17 protein-coding genes are annotated in these 15,818 nt (G+C 72.1%); 5 read left to right on the top strand and 12 right to left on the bottom strand.

The window, feature by feature from the left end; genetic code table 11:
• Positions 1-2 precede the first annotated feature (2 nt).
• Positions 3-734: a hydrogen peroxide-dependent heme synthase gene (gene hemQ, locus AB0C62_RS31585; RefSeq protein ID WP_362978987.1), complete on the top strand. Its 732-nt coding sequence runs from the start codon at positions 3-5 to the stop codon at positions 732-734.
• A 69-nt stretch (positions 735-803) separates the two neighbouring features.
• Here hemQ and AB0C62_RS31580 read toward each other — a convergent pair whose 3' ends face one another.
• From AB0C62_RS31580 to AB0C62_RS31565, 4 genes are all read right to left on the bottom strand, one after another.
• On the bottom strand, positions 804-2,498 hold the full coding sequence (locus tag AB0C62_RS31580) for an alpha/beta hydrolase (RefSeq protein ID WP_362978985.1): 1,695 nt from the start codon (positions 2,496-2,498) through the stop codon (positions 804-806).
• A gap of 144 nt (positions 2,499-2,642) precedes the next feature.
• Positions 2,643-3,425 carry a TIGR04222 domain-containing membrane protein gene (locus tag AB0C62_RS31575; RefSeq protein ID WP_362978983.1) on the bottom strand — a complete coding sequence of 261 codons (783 nt, stop codon included), beginning with the start codon at positions 3,423-3,425 and terminating at the stop codon, positions 2,643-2,645.
• Between the two features lie 145 nt (positions 3,426-3,570).
• Positions 3,571-4,338 (bottom strand): DUF4142 domain-containing protein, encoded by a 768-nt coding sequence (locus tag AB0C62_RS31570; RefSeq protein WP_362978981.1) that lies wholly within the window; start codon positions 4,336-4,338, stop codon positions 3,571-3,573.
• A gap of 327 nt (positions 4,339-4,665) precedes the next feature.
• The gene (locus AB0C62_RS31565) at positions 4,666-6,072 is read right to left on the bottom strand and encodes a DUF692 domain-containing protein (protein ID WP_362978979.1); all 1,407 of its coding nucleotides are present in this window, start codon (positions 6,070-6,072) and stop codon (positions 4,666-4,668) included.
• A gap of 429 nt (positions 6,073-6,501) precedes the next feature.
• Between AB0C62_RS31565 and AB0C62_RS31560 the strand changes: the two genes are divergently transcribed.
• Positions 6,502-7,320: an SAM-dependent methyltransferase gene (locus AB0C62_RS31560; protein WP_362978977.1), complete on the top strand. Its 819-nt coding sequence runs from the start codon at positions 6,502-6,504 to the stop codon at positions 7,318-7,320.
• Between the two features lie 120 nt (positions 7,321-7,440).
• On the opposite strand, the gene AB0C62_RS31555 is transcribed toward AB0C62_RS31560, so the two are convergent.
• Positions 7,441-8,364: a helix-turn-helix transcriptional regulator gene (locus AB0C62_RS31555; RefSeq protein ID WP_362978975.1), complete on the bottom strand. Its 924-nt coding sequence runs from the start codon at positions 8,362-8,364 to the stop codon at positions 7,441-7,443.
• A gap of 140 nt (positions 8,365-8,504) precedes the next feature.
• Complete coding sequence (locus tag AB0C62_RS31550; RefSeq protein ID WP_362979054.1) at positions 8,505-8,735, bottom strand: DUF397 domain-containing protein; 231 nt, start codon at positions 8,733-8,735, stop codon at positions 8,505-8,507.
• Positions 8,736-9,018: 283 nt separating this feature from the next.
• Between AB0C62_RS31550 and AB0C62_RS31545 the strand changes: the two genes are divergently transcribed.
• Positions 9,019-9,492: a hypothetical protein gene (locus AB0C62_RS31545; protein WP_362978973.1), complete on the top strand. Its 474-nt coding sequence runs from the start codon at positions 9,019-9,021 to the stop codon at positions 9,490-9,492.
• A 99-nt stretch (positions 9,493-9,591) separates the two neighbouring features.
• Here the strand turns inward: AB0C62_RS31545 and AB0C62_RS31540 are convergent, their stop codons facing one another.
• Positions 9,592-10,536, bottom strand: a complete 945-nt coding sequence (locus tag AB0C62_RS31540) for a LysR family transcriptional regulator (protein WP_362978971.1) — start codon at positions 10,534-10,536, stop codon at positions 9,592-9,594.
• Positions 10,537-10,649: 113 nt separating this feature from the next.
• Here AB0C62_RS31540 and AB0C62_RS31535 point away from each other — a divergent pair, with 113 nt between their 5' ends.
• Together AB0C62_RS31535 and AB0C62_RS31530 are read left to right on the top strand one after the other, a co-directional pair.
• Positions 10,650-11,546, top strand: coding sequence for an NAD(P)H-binding protein (locus tag AB0C62_RS31535; protein ID WP_362978969.1), 897 nt, complete (start codon positions 10,650-10,652; stop codon positions 11,544-11,546).
• A gap of 71 nt (positions 11,547-11,617) precedes the next feature.
• The gene (locus AB0C62_RS31530) at positions 11,618-11,983 is read left to right on the top strand and encodes a darcynin family protein (protein WP_362978967.1); all 366 of its coding nucleotides are present in this window, start codon (positions 11,618-11,620) and stop codon (positions 11,981-11,983) included.
• A 102-nt stretch (positions 11,984-12,085) separates the two neighbouring features.
• Here the strand turns inward: AB0C62_RS31530 and AB0C62_RS31525 are convergent, their stop codons facing one another.
• The 5 genes from AB0C62_RS31525 to AB0C62_RS31505 form a co-directional block, all read right to left on the bottom strand.
• The gene (locus tag AB0C62_RS31525; protein ID WP_362978965.1) at positions 12,086-12,814 is read right to left on the bottom strand and encodes a peptidyl-tRNA hydrolase; all 729 of its coding nucleotides are present in this window, start codon (positions 12,812-12,814) and stop codon (positions 12,086-12,088) included.
• Between the two features lie 76 nt (positions 12,815-12,890).
• Entirely contained in the window at positions 12,891-13,094 is a 204-nt protein-coding gene (locus AB0C62_RS31520; protein ID WP_362978963.1) for a hypothetical protein, read from the bottom strand.
• Positions 13,095-13,173: 79 nt separating this feature from the next.
• Positions 13,174-14,031 (bottom strand): polysaccharide deacetylase family protein, encoded by an 858-nt coding sequence (locus AB0C62_RS31515; RefSeq protein WP_362978961.1) that lies wholly within the window; start codon positions 14,029-14,031, stop codon positions 13,174-13,176.
• Between the two features lie 73 nt (positions 14,032-14,104).
• Complete coding sequence (locus AB0C62_RS31510) at positions 14,105-14,956, bottom strand: PPK2 family polyphosphate kinase (RefSeq protein ID WP_362979052.1); 852 nt, start codon at positions 14,954-14,956, stop codon at positions 14,105-14,107.
• 250 nt (positions 14,957-15,206) lie between these two features.
• Positions 15,207-15,818, bottom strand: a 612-nt coding sequence (locus AB0C62_RS31505) for an SPFH domain-containing protein (protein WP_362978959.1), incomplete at its 5' end; no start/stop codon positions are given.

Raw genomic sequence — 15,818 nt, 5'->3', positions numbered from 1 at the left:
CCATGAGTGACGACGCCCCCACCACCGAGTCCGGCAGGGTCCCGAACAAGGGCAAGCTGGCCAAGGACCTCAACGAGGCCATCCGCTACACCCTGTGGTCCGTCTTCCGGCTGAAGGACGTACTGCCGGAGGACCGCGCCGGTTACGCCGACGAGGTCCAGGAGCTGTTCGACCAGCTCGCCGCGAAGGACGTCACCGTCCGCGGCACCTACGACGTGTCGGGGCTGCGGGCCGACGCCGACCTCATGATCTGGTGGCACGCCGAGACCAGCGACCAGCTCCAGGAGGCGTACAACCTCTTCCGGCGCACCCGCCTCGGCCGCGCCCTGGAGCCGGTCTGGTCGAACATGGCGCTGCACCGGCCCGCCGAGTTCAACCGCTCGCACATCCCGGCGTTCCTCGCCGACGAGTCGCCCCGCGACTACGTGAGCGTCTACCCCTTCGTGCGCTCCTACGACTGGTACCTGCTCGCCGACGAGGACCGCCGCCGGATGCTCGCCGACCACGGCAAGATGGCCCGCGGCTACCCGGACGTGCGCGCCAACACGGTCGCCTCGTTCTCCCTCGGCGACTACGAGTGGATCCTCGCGTTCGAGGCCGACGAGCTGTACCGCATCGTCGACCTGATGCGTCATCTGCGTGCCTCCGAGGCCCGGATGCACGTGCGCGAGGAGGTCCCGTTCTACACGGGCCGCCGCAAGGACGTCGCCGAACTGGTGGCCGGCCTCGCCTGACCGGCACGACACGACGGCGGGCGCCCCTTCCAAGGGGCACCCGCCGTCGTCATGTCACCGAGCCGTCCGTCAGGGCGCCTGCCCGACGCTCTTCGCGGCCGGCTCCGCCCGGTCCGAGTCCTCGGGCGCCGCAGCCGCGCCCTTCGCGCCCTCGGCGCCGCGCTCACCGTCGGGCGCCTGCGCCGTGGGCTCCTTGTGCGGCGCGCATCCGGCGTTCCGCTCGGGGAGCCGCCCCTCCAGCAGGTAGGCGTCCAGATAGCCGTTGACGCACTTGTTGGGGCCGCCGCCGATCCCGTGGGTCCCGGCGCCGTTCTCCGTCACCAGCACCGAACCCCACAGCCTCCTGTGCAACTCCTTGGCCCCGTCGTACGGCGTCGCCGCGTCCCGCTCGGCCGCCAGGATCAGCGTCGGCGGCAACTGCCCGGGCAGCGTGCGCACGTCGAGCGGCTTCTGCCGCGGCACCGGCCAGTACGCGCACGGCAGGTTCATCCACACGTTGTCCCAGGTCTCGAACGGCGCCACCCGTGCGAGCCGCGTGTTGTCGCGGTCCCAGGTGCGCCAGTCGGTCGGCCAGGACGCGTCGTTGCACTCCACGGCCGTGTAGACCGCGCTGCCGTTCTCCTGCTCGGCCGCCGCCTCCGGATGCGGCCCCGCGATCTGCACCAGCGGCTTCGGGTCACCCTTCAGGTAGGCGGACAGCGCCAGGGCGCGCTGCGGCCAGTAGTCGTCGTAGTACCCGGCCTGGAGGAACGCGCCCTGCAGCTGCGCCGGCCCCACCTTGCCTCCCGCGGGTTTCGCGGCGAGCCGGGCCTGTGCCTTCTCGTAGGAGTGCAGCACCTCCTCGGGCGTGCCGCCGAGGCCGTACACGTCGTCATGGCGCGCGATCCAGGTACGGAAGTCCGTCCAACGGCCCTCGAACGCGGCCGACTGGTCGAGGTTGTTGCGGTACCAGATCTGCTCGGGGTCCGGGTTCACCGCCGAGTCGAAGACCATCCGGCGCACGTGCGAGGGGAACAGGGTCGCGTACAGGGCACCGAAGTACGTCCCGTACGACGCGCCCATGAACGTCAGCTTCCGCTCGCCGAGTCCGGCGCGCAGCACGTCCAGGTCACGGGCGTTGTTCAGCGACGTGAAGTGGCGCAGGCCCGCCCCGGAACGCTGCGCGCAGCCACGGGCGTACGCCTTCGCCTCCGCGATCCGTTCCTTCTTGTACGACTCGGAGGGGAACGTCGGGGACTGCGAGGGCGCCTTCTGGAACCGCTTCGGGTCCTGGCAGGACAGCGGCGCGGAACGGTCGACGCCGCGCGGCGCGTAGCCCACGAGGTCGTAGGCGGCGCCGATCGGTTTCCACTCGGGGAGGAAGCCGATCAGCGGGAAGTACATGCCGGAGGCGCCGGGCCCACCGGGGTTGTAGACGAGGGCGCCCTGACGGGGGACCTTGCGTTTCGGGTTCCGCGCGTCCTTGCCGGTGGCCTTGACGCGGCTGACGGTCAGTTTGATCCGCTTGCCGTCGGGGTGCGCGTAGTCGAGGGGCACGGTCACCGTGCCGCACTGGAGGTTGCCGGGCAGCTGCTCGACCTTGGGGCACGCGCCGAAGCGGATGCCGGCGGCCGCGGCGCGCCGGGCGGCGACGACGGTGCCGCGCGCCTCGGCCGATGCCGAACCGGTCCCGTCCGGCCAGGCGGTGGTGCCGCCGGCCGGGGCGGCGACGAGGGCCGTCAGGAGCAGGGACCCCGCGGTTCCGTGGAGGACGGCAGCTCTCATCGCGAATCCCTTCGGCGCACGGCAGCGACAGAAGGATGGTTCGTTCGACCGTCGGCGATGTAAAGCACCGGCCGTCGGTGTCGGCCGCAATGACCCCGATGCGCCCCCCGGGGCGCCCCTCAGCCCCCGCGTGAGCCCCCGCCGTCAGCCGCTGTGGCCGGCGCCGCGGTCCCGGTGGGCGAGCGCCGCGCGCACGTCCGGTTCGCCGATCGCCCGGACACCGCGCACGGCGACCGAGGTGAGATACGTACGGTCGTCACCCGACGCGTCGGAGTGCCGGGCCAGGGTGCCGAGCAGCCGCTGACCGGCGGGAGAGGCCCAGCGCGTGTACGGGTGCACCTCGATACGGGCGATCGCGAGACAGCTCAGGGTCAGAACCAGCGGGAGGGCGAACCAGACGGCCACCGGGACGCCGCTCCCGCTGGTCCTGGCCGGCAGCAACAGGGCCGCGACGGCCAGCGCGAGGACCGCCGCCGAGGCGGCCTGGACCTGGCGGACGGCGCCCGCCACCGTGCTGCGGGCCCCATCGGGCACGGCGAGCCCCGCCGCGACCAGACGGTCCGCGAGCCGGTGCACCGAGTCCGCGGCGGCCGTGGCCGCCCGCACCGGAGCTATCCGGGACTGGCCCTCCGGGCCGATCGCCCCGAGCACCGAGCGCTCCATGTCGTCCCGCCCGCGCGGGTCCACCACCGTCGCCCAGCCGGTGTGCGCGAGCAGCAGCCGGCGTTGGCGGGCCATCGACACCAGGGTCAGGTCGGCCACCCGCGCCGGGCCGCCCGACAGGAACGCCGCCTCGTACAGCGTCAGGTCGTGCCCGTGCGCCTCACGGGTGTCGACCGTCGCGGCGCGCACGGCGGCCAGGCACAGCCGCGTGCACGATATGCCGGCCGCGGCCCAGGCCAGCAGCAGGAGAAGGACCCAGAACATGGCGTGTTTCTATGCGAAGTGCGGGGCGGACGCCATGCCTTATTCACCATGTGGACGGAGCGTTGTGGGTCTGTGACGTTCCGCTCGGCCCGGTGAGGGGTGGGCCGACGACGTGTGGACCGGTGTCGTACGGACCGGGGTGCCGTCAGGGAATCGACGTCGGCCTGGGGCGGGTCGCGGGCGGCGGGAGGGGATATCCCGAGGACGGTGTCACCGGGACCGGCGACTGCGGGGCCTCGGTCGGACCGGGCGGCGCGGGGGAGCTGGTGAGCGGCGGCGGACTCGCGGTCGCGGCGTCCTCGGCCAGTGCGTCGAAGTCGACGTAACCGGTCGCCTCCAGCACCTTGATGTGGTCGAGCACGGTGGTGTTCGCGTCGTCGGCGAGATCGCGGACCAGGGAGTTGCGGGTGTTCGCGCGGACCTGCGCGACGACGGCGAAGACCTTGCCGTGCGCCGTGCGCAGGATGTTCGCGAAGTCCCGGTCGTACTCGGTGCCGTGGGCCGCGCTCAGGGTGGCCAGCCAGCCGCGCTGCTGCGGGTTCGGCTGGTTGGGCAGCTCCAGGCCGAGGCGGGCCGCGACATTGCGGACGCGCGCGTCGAGGAACGTGTGCCCCTCGATGAGGTGCTCGCCCGCCGTCCGTACGGCCTGGGTGGTGCCGCGCTCCTGGGCCTGCTGACCCGCGGGCAGCTCCCAGAGCCCGGCCAGCCGGACCTTGGTGACGAACTCGCGGTCCAGGGCCGACAGCGGTCCGTACCGCGTCGACACGGACTGCGCGTTCAGGGTGTCGAGGCCGGTGCCGGAGCGGTCCGCGTACGACCAGATCGGAAAGGCCAGGGCGGCCAGGGTCGCCAGGAGGGCGGTGATGATGAGCCCTGTTCCACTGACCAATCCGGTGCGGTTGATGGATCGCATGGTGCCTCCTGTTGCGGCACCGCACGCTAATGCGCTTCGCGTGCGGGTTGGCATGCTACTGCGGGGTCTACGCCAACTGCCGTACAGGAAAATGGGGTTGCGCGGAGGGTGGAAGGCGCCGGTTGCGGTGGTTCGTGCCTACGTCAGACCGCACGGAACCCACCGGAAACGGACGCGCACATCACCTTCACAGGGAGCGGTGTTAGTCCGGGCACACTCCGCGGACGCCTCGTGTCGCGCGTGCGTGGCCGAGGCGGCGCGGTGAGGCCGGGGACGGTCCGGAGCCCCGGCCGTCGCGGGGCGCGTCCACACCCCGCGACCCGTCCGTCAGCGGCCCAGCAGCACCCTGCGGGTGGCGCGGGCGAGCCGCGCTCCAGGGCGCCGGGACAGCGGGGCCGGCCCCGATCGCTCCAGCCACCACTCGCGCAGCAGCCGGGTCTCCGCGCTCTCCGGGAGCCCCGCGAGCAGCAGGTGCTCGGCGAAGTCCAGCGCGTCGCGCCGGTACCCGCCGGTCATCGGGTGGCCCTGCGCGTACGCCAGGAACGCCGGCCGGTACACCTCCGCGAGGATCTCCGGCAGCTCGGGGGCGACCTTGGCGACCACGTCCGCACGCTTGGCGGCGAGGGCGCGCGCCTGCACCCCGAGCCGGACCCGGTCGAAGCCCTCGGGCGCGGGGGTCCCCGCGACCAGCGCCGACAGCAGGGCGGTCTGCGCGAGCGCCAGCCGCTGCCGGGCGGCGTCCTCGGCCCCGGACGCCGGCTCCGCCCGTACCGCGGCACCGGGCTCCGAGCGTCCGGCGGCCCCGGCGTCCGGCTCCACGCCGTTACCGGTGATCGCCTTCGGCGCGCTCGGCGCGTACGTCACGCCTCCTCGCGTGCCCGCCCCGACGGTGGCCCGCGCCCGCGCCCTCGTCACCGTGCGCCGGATCGCCGCCAGTTCCCGCTCCAGTTCGGCGGGCTCGGGGAAGTTCTCGTCCCGTTCGAGGAGGACCCCGGGCGGGGCGACCCGGGACGCGAGGTCGGCGAGGATGCCGAGAACGGGCTCGGGGACGGGGTGGGCGTGACTGTCGTGCCAGACGCCGTCACGTTCGAAGCCCCCGGCGACGTGGACGTAGGCGATGGCCTCGACGGGGAGTTCGTCGAGTGCCCTGGCCGGGTCCTCGCCGCGGTTGACGTGGTTGGTGTGCAGGTTGGCGACGTCGATGAGCAGATGGACCCCGGTGCGGTCGGCCAGGTCGTAGAGGAACTGCCCCTCGGTCATCTCCTCGCCGGGCCAGGAGATCAGCGCGGCGATGTTCTCCACGGCGAGCGGCACGGGCAGCGCGGCCTGCGCGGCGCGGACGTTCGCGCACAGGACGTCCAGCGCGTCCCGGGTCCGCGGCACCGGCAGCAGGTGCCCGGCTTCCAGGAGCGGCGAGGCGGTGAGTGGTCCGCCCGCCCGGACGAACGCGATGTGCTCCGTGACGAGCGGCGAACCCAGTGCCTCGGCCCGCTCGGCGAGTGCGGTGAGCCGGGACTCGTCGGGACGGTCGGCGCCGCCGAGGCCCAGCGAGACGCCGTGCGGCACCACCGTGACACCCCGCTCACGCAGCCGCAGCAGCGACTCGGGGACGTGGCCCGGGCACACGTTCTCCGCCACGGCCTCGACCCAGTCGATGCCGGGCATGCGCTCCACGGCCTCGGCGATCTCCGGCCGCCATCCGATTCCCGTTCCCAGCCGCCTCAGCTGCTGCATGTCCCCTCCTCCGTCACGGTGCCCGTCCGGCCTGCCTGTGTGTCGTCTCCTCACGACGGCCCGTCCCCCGGCGTGACCGTGTCATGGCCCAGGCGGCGAACGCCCAACCCATCGGAGCGGACGTTCAGAGCAACATTTGAGGTTCGGGGCCCGCCGGCGCGGCGACCGGGCCGGCCACCGGAGCACGTCGTCCGGGTCGCAGGGTTCGCGCCGGGCCGTGTCGCCTCGCCGGGAGGCAGGGGCGACGGCCGCGGAATGTTCCGGCTTCCGGGACGGTCCGGCGGGGCGTGCGGGATGCTGGAGGGCGAGGGCGGGTGCCGGTCCTCCACCCCATGCTTCGTTCGGGGACTGGTAACGCCAACTTCCGTTTATCTACTATGGATCGACCGTCGGGCCAGACCTTTGGCGCGGCACTGATCTGGGGGAACGATGCAGCCTGACCAGCAGCTGTCCACGGCGATCGATGCCACCGTGCCCACGGCCGCGCGCATGTACGACCACTATCTCGGCGGCAAGGACAACTACGCCGCGGACCGGGCGGCGTGCGAGGAGCTGGACAAGGTCGTCCCGAGCACGCGCGCGCTGGCGCTGAACAACCGGCGCTTCCTCCAGCGGGTGGTGAAGACCCTCGCCGGCGGGTACGGGATCCGGCAGTTCCTGGACCACGGATCCGGCCTGCCCACGCAGAACAACGTGCACCAGGTCGCCCAGCAGATCGACGAGACGTCCCGGGTGGTGTACGTCGACAGCGACCCGATGGTGCTCGTGCACGGCAGGGCCCTGCTGGACCAGAACGACCGGACCGCCGTCATCCACGCCGACCTGCGCGAGACCGAGCAGATCTTCACGCACCCCGACACCGAGCGCCTGATCGACTTCTCGCAGCCGGTCGCCGTGCTGTTCAACTCGGTGTTCCACTGCATCCCGGACAGTGACACCGACGGGCCGCTCGCCGTGATCGCCCGCGTCTCCGAGCGGCTCGCCCCCGGCAGCTTCATGGTGATGTGCCAGCTGGTCAGCGAGGATCCCGAGGTCCGCACGTTCGTCACCGACTTCATGGACACCGCCACACAGGGCCACTGGGGCCGGGTCCGCCAGGAGAAGGACGTCGCGGAGTACTTCGACGGGATGGAGATCCTGGAACCCGGCCTCGTCGAGGTGTCCACCTGGCGTCCCGACACCGACGTGGTGGCACGTCAACTCACCCAGGAATGGATCGAGTTCGGCGGAGTCGGCCGCATCGGGTGACGCGGAGGGGTGGCCGCTTCGGCGCGACGCGCGGAAGCACCGCACCGCCGTGCCGGCGCGACTCGGCGGCGGAGCATCGCATCGCCGTGCCCGCGCGACTCCGGGGCGTCCGCCGTCGCGTCAGCGCGACACGCTGTAGCGCCGCTCCATCGTGTCGCGCAGCAGCGCCAGGGACTCGCGCGGGTTGAGGGCCTCGTCGGCGAGCCGGTCGAGCACCACGCGGTACTCCTCCGTCTCGTCGCGGTCCTCCAGGAAGTTGGCGCTCCTGATGTGCTCCAGGTAGACCACGTCGGGCAGTTCGACGCCGCCGAAGCGCAGATAGGTGACCGGGATGGCCGGCGCCGACGCGTTCGTCACGTCCAACGGCACGACCTGGACGATCACATGGGGGCGCTGGGCCATCTCGACGAGGTGCTCCAGTTGCCTGCGCATCACCTCGGGGCTGCCGAGGACCCGCAGCAGCACGGACTCGTCGATGACCGCCCACAGATGAGGCGCGTCCTCCCGGTCCAGGAGCTCCCGCCGGCGCATACGCAGCTCCACCCGGCGCTCGACCTCGCCGGCCGTCGCCGTCGGCAGCCCGCGCTGCACGACCGCCCGTGTGTAGTGCGGGGTCTGCAACAGGCCCGGCACGTACTGGATCTCGAAGGTACGGATGGTGGTGGCCGCCTCCTGGAGCCCGACCAGCCGGTCGAACCACTCGGGCATCAGCCGCTTGTCGTAGCGCTGCCACCATCCCGGCTCACCGGCGCGCTGGAGGAGCCGCAGCAGGACGGACACCTCGTAGTCGTCGGTCCCGTACAGGTCGAGGAGGGACCGGACATCGGCCTCCGTGGGGGGCTTGCGGCCCTTGCCCGCCTCTATGCGTGAGAGCTTCGCCGGGCTGAACCCCAGGGAGCGCGCCGCCTGTTCCTGGGAGAGGCCGGCGTCCTCGCGGGCACCCGTCAGCTGAACGCCGACCAGCATCTTCAGCAGAGTGGGCGCGGGCTCCTGCCGACTCAGATACGGTTCGAGGCGGGAGACGCGGGGTGACTCGACAGACATCCTGGCTCCCAGTCGACCGGCAGAAGACAGCCCAAATTATCGCACCGAGTCGGTCTCCGCCGCATGCGTCGACAGAAGTGGAAAATCACTCCTCCGCTTCGCCGGGACCGGGATCCGGGCTCCGTGACGCGGGAGACCGTTCACAGGAGGTGGTCGAACTCGCCACCCTTCGCACCGGCCAGGAAAGCGGCCACCTCCGCCGGGGTGTAGACGAGGGCCGGACCCTCCGGGTCGCGGGAGTTGCGCACCGCGATACCCCCTTCGCCCAGGCTGGCCACCTCGACGCAGTTCCCCTCGGCGTTGCTGTGGCTGCTCTTGACCCAGTGAGCTGCCAGTGAGCTCGCCCGCACTCCGTTCGGCACCGATCGCACCACGCACTCTCCTTGCTGACGTTCCATCACGTGGATACCGGCCACCCCGTCCCGGAATCGGACGGACACCACGTGGCTTGATCTTCTCCCTCCACCTTCGTGCAATTTCTCGTGCAATTGCACGAAGGTGGTGTCAGGTGGATACTAGCGGCGGCGCCAACGGGCTTGCCAGCGCCAGGTACTGACGTTGTTTCAGGAAGCGCCCCAGGGGGCGGGACCGGGGCCGGGACGTCGAGCGGCTCGCACCACCTGACACTGTCCGACGCCTTCGGAGGGAGCGGAAATGGCAACACCACTCGAGAACCTGGAACACGTGTCGTGGGAGGAGATCAAGGACTCCAGCGGCTCCGCTCAGGCCATCCCGTTCCTGCTGAACGCCGTCGCCTGGGGTGACGAACCGACGGCCCGGGCAGCACTTCACGACTTGCGGGAACGAATCTGCCAGTACGGATTCGTGGTCGAACAGGCCACCGCCGCGACGGTTCCCTTCCTGTGGGAACTCGTCGAACTCCCGCAGGTCACCTGCCGGGTGCAGATCGTCCAGCTCCTCAAGGACATCGCCGACGCCCGCCAGTGGGAGCGCACGGCCCGCGCCTACCCGAAGCTGCTCAACCGCCGTGAGAACTACGTGGGTTGGGAGCGCGAGGCCCGCCAGGCCGTCCGCGCCCGCCGGGGTGCCCTCCAGCACCTGCTCGACGAACCCGACACCGAACTCGTCCGGGTCACCACCGAACTCGCCTCCGCGCTGGCCGACTGACACGTCCGGCCGCCGTACCCGGGTACACCCGGCCCGCGTACCCCGACCGCGCAGTGGACAGACACCACCGGAGCCGGAGCCGGAGCCGTCGCAGAAGCGTCAGGCCGCCGGGCTCCGTGGTCCCAGGGTCCGGCGGACCGCGTCGCGCAACCACTGATGGCCGCCGTCGGCCGCGTGCCGAGGATGCCACGCCATGCCGATGGCCAGCGGTGGCAGCGGCAGCGGGATCTCCAGAAGCCGCAGGCCGAGCGCGCCGGCCGCGTCCGTGAGCGGTGACGGCGCGACGCCCGGCGGCGCGGTGGGGATGAGACACACGACGTCACTGCCGGCGGCGAGCGTCATCGCGGCCAAGTGCCCCGGTAGGACGACAGCGACCCTCCGCCTCAGGTTCCGCTCGGCCAGGGCGCTGTCCAGCGGGCCGGTGAACCGTCCTCTGCGGCTCACCACCACGTGCTCGGCGGCGGCGAGCCGTTCCGGCGTCAGGGTCCCCTCGGCGAGGGGGTGTTCCGGCCGTACGGCGGCCATCATCCGCAGGCTGACGAGTTCCTCGACCCTGGTCTCGGGGTCGACGTGGTCGATGGAACCGACCTCCAGGTCGATCCTGCCGTCGCGGAGCGCCGGACCGGCCTCCAACTCCTCGGCCCGGAACCGCAGCGAGACCCCGGGTGCCTCCTGACGGGCGAGCCGCAGCAGGCCAGGAGCGAGGGCCGCGCCGACCAGGTCGGCCGCCTGGAGCGTGAACGTGCCGCGCAGGGCGGCCGGATCGACGCCGGTGCCCGGAGAGAGCAGCGCCCCGACACGGCGGACCACCGCGGCGGCCTCGTCCCGCAGGGCCTGGGCGCGGGGGGTCGGGACCATGCCCTGACCGGCCCGGACCAGCAGCGGATCCTGGAGGACACGGCGGAGGCGGGCGAGCGTCCGGCTCATGGCGGCGGGAGACGTGTGCAGGCGGGCCGCAGCCCGCGTGACGCTCTGCTCGGTCAGCAGAGCGTCCAGCGCGACGGCGAGATTCGCGTCGATGACGGGTTCTGGTGTGCTGCTCATGTGGGTTGTTCCGTTCCAGGCAAAGATCCCTTGCTGAAGTTCCCATTGTGGCAACGCCGGGCGGCTCCGCAGGATGAGGGACGTACCGATCCGGCACGACCCACGAGGTTTTCATGATCGTCATCACTGCTCCCACCGGCAACATCGGCCGCCACCTGCTGCCCCTGCTCCTGGAGTCCGCCCCCGGCCGCGGCGAGGAACTGCGCGTGATCGTGCGCGACCCCGCCCGGCTCCCCGACGCGGTGCGCGAGCGCGTCGATGTGGTCGCCGGTTCCCACGGCGACGCCGACGTCGTCGACCGGGCCTTCGAGGGCGCCGACGCCGTGTTCTGGCTCGTCCCGCCGGACTCCTCCCGGACCCCCGAGGAGGCCTATAGCGGCTTCAGCCGTCCCGCCGCGAAGGCCCTCGCTGCCCACGGCGTCGGTCACGTCGTCGGGGTCTCCGCGCTCGGCCGCGGCACAGCGGTCGCCGGACGCGCGGGACTGGTCACCGCCTCCCTCGCCCTGGACGACCTCATCACCGGCACCGGTGTGGCCTACCGGGCGCTGGCCAACCCGTCGTTCTTCGAGAACCTGCTGGAGGAGGCCGGCTCCCTCCGTGACAAGGGTGTCTTCACCGACGTCGTAGCCGCCGACCGCAGGGCTCCGCTCGTGGCCGTCGCCGACATCGCGGCCGTCGCCGCCGGTCTGCTGCTGGACCGCTCGTGGACCGGCAGCGACAGTGTTCCGGTGCTCGGACCCGAGGACCTCTCGCCCGAGGACCTGGCCCGCATCATGACCGAGCAGCTCGGCCGCCCCGTCCGCTACGAACGGCAGCCCCTCGACGAGCTGTACACCACCCTCGTCGGCTACGGACTCGACGAGGCGTTCGTCCAGGGCATCGCCGACATGAAGCGCGCCAAGGACGAGGGCCTCGACGCGGGAGTCGTCCGCACCCAGGAGACCGCGACCCCCACCACCTTCGAACAGTGGTGCGCCCGGACCCTCAAGCCGGCCGTGCTCGCCCCGTGACGCACCACCCCGGCACGGACCGCCCGAGGTCCGACACATCGCGAACATCAGCCACTTCGGAGGCGCCCGACATGCCCACCCCCGCGGCCGCACCGCCGGTCACCGCGTTCATGCTCATCAAGACCAGGCCCGAATGGCTCGCCATGACCCCGCAGGAACGCATGACCGCGTTCACCGGCCAGGTCGTCCCCGCCATCGAGGCCAGGACGAGCGGCGTCCGGTCACGCTTCTACGACACGGAGTTCTACTCCACCCGCGTCACCGACGTGTGGGTCTGGGAGGCCGACGACCACGACGCCTACCAGCGCCTTGTCGACGCACTGCGCGAAACGCCGTTCTGGGACCACTACTTCGAGATCGTCGACCTGCTGGTCGGCACCGAGAACGGCTACGCCCGCACCTACGGCTTCGACCCCGTCGCCACCGTCACCACCTGACCCACCGCCCGACCGTGCCGACGTCCCTCCGGTTCCCCGAACCCGAGGCCGTCGGCACCGGTCGTCCCCGCGCGGCCCGACCGGGCTCGGCGGGGTGCGTCGTCAGTGCTTGAGCGACCTGACGCGGTCCACGCCCTCGACGGCGACGGTCTCCCCGGGCGCGATCTCCGTGAAACCCGCGTCGCGCACCAACGGCCCGTCGGACAGCATGAGTTCATCCCAGTGATCCTGCCGCGCGGTGCGCACGGTGAGCGGGAAGCCCGCGTCCCGCCAGGCCGCCTTCTCCTCGTCCGACAGCTCCCACCAGGTCAGTTGGGCGCCATGGCCCGTCTGCGCCATCGTCTTCCCGGCCGACATGTCGAGCCCCGGATTGAGCCACAGCACGGGCGCGTCCGGATCGGCCTCTCCCGGCGGCTCCGGATCGTCGAGATCCGTCCCGGACACCTGGAGGCGGGCCAGGTCCTTGGGCCAGCCGTCCAACGGCACCGGCGGGAAGACCCGCACCTCGGCGGACCCGCCGGTCACCGTGATGCCGGGCAGCGCCTCGGCCCGCCGCCACTCGGCACCGCGCGCCCGCCGGACGACCTTGCGGATCCGGGCGTCCTGCCAGTCCCGCATCGCCCGCGCCCACTCCCCGTCGCCGAGTGACCGCTCGTCGCTCAGGATCGTCAGGACCGCCCGGGCCGACGTCTCCAGCGCGTCGGTGCGCGCGGGCGGAGCCGCCTTCTCGATGTGCACGACCAGCGGCAGCACGAACTGCGGCGCCTCGTCGCGCGAGGTGGGCTCGGTACGGAAGGGACTGTCGTCGGCGGGGGTCGGCTCGCTGCTCACCCGCCCCAGTCTGCCAGGCGCAAGATCGGCGCCGAGCGGACGGTTCGCGCGGGAGCAGGGCCATGTTCCGTGCGGGTCAGCCCGAACACGCGGTGCGCTGGGCTTCCTGCCACTCGCAGACCGGGCACAGCGTGACGCCCTTCTGCGACGCCGGGTACTCCGTGGGCTTCCGGCACAGCACGCACTCCGCGTACGCCGGACCCTGGTCGCCCGCCGCCCCGAGGCCGCGGGACTCCCCGCCCGGCTCGTCCGCGCCGCCGGCGCGGTAGTCGTCGCTCATGTCACCAGCGTACGGACGAGGGGCAAGCGGCCGGGAAGCGCGGGGAGGGGAGTCCGCCACGTCGGGGCGGCGGGGGCGGTCAGTGCCGTCCGGCGGAGGCGCCGATCAGCTGCGACACCTTGACGAACCGGAAGCCCTTCCTACGCAGCTCGGGCACGATCGTCCGCAGCGCGCGCTCGGTGACCGGGGCCGCGCTCCGCGTGCAGTGCATGACGACCACGGAGCCGGGCCGCACACCGTCGAGCACCTGCTGCGCCACGGCGTCTGCGTCCGTGGCGAAGGCGTCACCGCTCACCACGTCCCACTGCACGGCGGTGACACCGACCGAACTGAGCGTCCGCAGCGACCGCTGGTCGTAGCATCCGCCGGGGAAGCGGAAGTACGGCATCGCGTCCCGGACGCCCGCCCGCTCGAAGGCGGTGTACGCCCGCTCCACGTCGGCCCGCATCTTGTCCTCGGACACCGTGGGCAGTCCGTAGCAGTCGTCCGTGAAGGCGTAGTGGCTGTAGGAGTGGTTGGCGATCTCGAACTGCGGGTCCTGCCCGATGTCCCGGGCCTCTCGCGGATACTCGTCGGCCCACCGGCCCGTCATGAACACGGTCGCCGGGACCTTGAACGCCCGCAGGGTCGCGATCAGCTGGGGGTTGTCGAAATGTTCTCCGGCCGCGGCCCGGGCCCCCTCATCGGCGGTCATGTCGGCGTCGAACGTCAGCGCGACGGTCTTGGCCTGCGTACGCGGCCCGTTCTTGAAGACGGGGGTCAGACCGGCCGGCCCCGGCGCGAGCGTGGGCGGGCGCGAGGGCGCGGCACTGGTGGCGGGCGCGTGGTGGCCCTGGCGCGCGACGGGCGGGGCGGCCGGGCCGCCGCACGCGGTGAGTGCGGCGCCGAGCGCTCCGAGGGCACAGGCCAGGGCGAAACTCCGTACGGAAAGGATCACCGCATGAAGATATGAAATGAAATGTGACTAATTAGCCGTCATGGGGGTGTGGCGCCCGCACAGGGTCGACACGTCACCCGGCTGGGGCCGTGCCGGGGCCGGTGTCACCGGTGAGCAGCTGCCGCCGGCACTCCTCCACGTCGAAGTCCGCTTTCGGGTACTGCGGGTCGAGGGCCTCCAGGTGTTCCTGGAGGAGCCTGCCGATGGCCCAGTTGCGGTACCACTTGCGGTCGGCGGGGACGACGAACCAGGGCGCGCCCGGGGTGGAGCAGCGGTCGAGGGCGATCTCGTAGGCCTTCTGGTACGCGGGCCACACGGCGCGCTCGGTGATGTCGCCCGGGTTGAACTTCCAGTACTTCTCGGGGTTGTCGAGGCGGGCCAGCAGGCGGCGGCGCTGCTGCTCGTACGAGACGTGCAGAAAGCACTTCACGACGGTGATCCCCTCGTCTGCGAGGGACTCCTCGAAGCGGTTGATCTCGCCGTAGCGGCGGGCGATCTCCTTGCGCGGGGCCAGCTCGCGCACGCGGCCGATCAGTACGTCCTCGTAGTGCGAGCGGTCGAAGATGCCGATCTCGCCGGGCTCGGGCAGGGCCCGCCTGATCCGCCAGAGGAAGGAGTGCCTGCGCTCCTCCGGCGTGGGGGCCTTGAACGCCCGGATGCGGCAGCCCGAGGGGTTCAGCTGGCCGATCACGTGCTTGACGACGCCGCCCTTGCCGCTGGTGTCCATGCCCTGGAGGATCAGCAGGATCCGGCGCTGGTCGCCGGCCGTGCTCGCCGCCCACAGACGCTCCTGGAGGTCGGCGAGGTGTTCACCCATCCGGGCGGTGGCGGCCAGGCCGGAGGTCTTGTCGTGCGGTCCGCCGGGGGTGGCCTCGGCGTCGTACGCGGAGAGGTCCACGCCCTGCCCGCCGGGCACGCGCAGCAGCTCCCGGAGTCGCGCCGGGGGCCTGGCGTCGTCCTGGGCGCCGCCCTTTCCGTGGTGCTTCTTGCTGTGCTTCTTCTCGTGCTTCGTCTCGTCCTTGTCGTGCTTCCCGCCGTGCTTCTTGCCCACCGCGCGCCCCTTCCGGCCGTGTTCCTCGATGGTGCGCCGGGTGTCCGGGGCCCGCTACCCGTTCGGTGTGCTCGGACGGCCCGGTCACCGCGTGCCCGCAGCGGGTGCCCCGAGCCGGACGGGGTCAGTCCAGCGGCTTCTCGACGGGTTCCTCCGGAGCCTCCGGTTCCCGGGACTCCGGCAGCCTCCCGGGCGCGTCCAGGTCCCCGAACGCGCCCGGTATCCCGAGCCCGTCCGTGTCGCCGAAGGCGTCCGGAACGCCGAGGCCCTCCGGCAGCCGGCCGGCCCCGTTCGCCAGGGCGGTCGGCTCGGTGTCCTCGGTGACCTGCTGCGCGTCCATCGGGGGCGGTGTCTCCGGAGGCCGCTTCGCCTGCGGCTCCGGAGCGACCGGGGCCTGCCCGGACTGGGCGCGTTCCAGGAAGCGGAGCAGTTCGACGGGGAAGGGCAGCACGAGGGTGGAGTTCTTCTCGGCGGCGACGGCCACCACGGTCTGGAGCAGCCTGAGTTGGAGGGCGGCCGGCTGTTCCGACATCACCTCGGCGGCCTGGGCGAGCTTCTTCGAGGCCTGCAACTCGGCGTCGGCGTTGATGATCCGGGCCCGCCGTTCACGGTCGGCCTCGGCCTGCCGGGCCATCGAGCGTTTCATCGTCTCGGGCAGGGACACGTCCTTGATCTCGACGCGGTCGATCTGCACGCCCCAGCCGATCGCCGGGCTGTCGATCATCAACTCGAGCCC

The sequence above is a fragment of the Streptomyces sp. NPDC048643 genome (assembly GCF_040650615.1).
Taxonomy (GTDB): domain Bacteria; phylum Actinomycetota; class Actinomycetes; order Streptomycetales; family Streptomycetaceae; genus Streptomyces.
The sequence above is the reverse complement of the archived record's forward strand: the minus strand, read 5'-3'. Positions and strand labels throughout refer to the sequence as shown.

Bases quoted from the DNA above. Each gene is read 5' to 3' on its own strand.
- hemQ (WP_362978987.1), top strand. From the start codon at position 3: ATGAGTGACGACGCCCCCACCACCGAGTCCGGCAGGGTCCCGAACAAG.
- AB0C62_RS31580 (WP_362978985.1), bottom strand. From the start codon at position 2,498: ATGAGAGCTGCCGTCCTCCACGGAACCGCGGGGTCCCTGCTCCTGACG.
- AB0C62_RS31575 (WP_362978983.1), bottom strand. From the start codon at position 3,425: ATGTTCTGGGTCCTTCTCCTGCTGCTGGCCTGGGCCGCGGCCGGCATA.
- AB0C62_RS31570 (WP_362978981.1), bottom strand. From the start codon at position 4,338: ATGCGATCCATCAACCGCACCGGATTGGTCAGTGGAACAGGGCTCATC.
- AB0C62_RS31565 (WP_362978979.1), bottom strand. From the start codon at position 6,072: ATGCAGCAGCTGAGGCGGCTGGGAACGGGAATCGGATGGCGGCCGGAG.
- AB0C62_RS31560 (WP_362978977.1), top strand. From the start codon at position 6,502: ATGCAGCCTGACCAGCAGCTGTCCACGGCGATCGATGCCACCGTGCCC.
- AB0C62_RS31555 (WP_362978975.1), bottom strand. From the start codon at position 8,364: ATGTCTGTCGAGTCACCCCGCGTCTCCCGCCTCGAACCGTATCTGAGT.
- AB0C62_RS31545 (WP_362978973.1), top strand. From the start codon at position 9,019: ATGGCAACACCACTCGAGAACCTGGAACACGTGTCGTGGGAGGAGATC.
- AB0C62_RS31540 (WP_362978971.1), bottom strand. From the start codon at position 10,536: ATGAGCAGCACACCAGAACCCGTCATCGACGCGAATCTCGCCGTCGCG.
- AB0C62_RS31535 (WP_362978969.1), top strand. From the start codon at position 10,650: ATGATCGTCATCACTGCTCCCACCGGCAACATCGGCCGCCACCTGCTG.
- AB0C62_RS31530 (WP_362978967.1), top strand. From the start codon at position 11,618: ATGCCCACCCCCGCGGCCGCACCGCCGGTCACCGCGTTCATGCTCATC.
- AB0C62_RS31520 (WP_362978963.1), bottom strand. From the start codon at position 13,094: ATGAGCGACGACTACCGCGCCGGCGGCGCGGACGAGCCGGGCGGGGAG.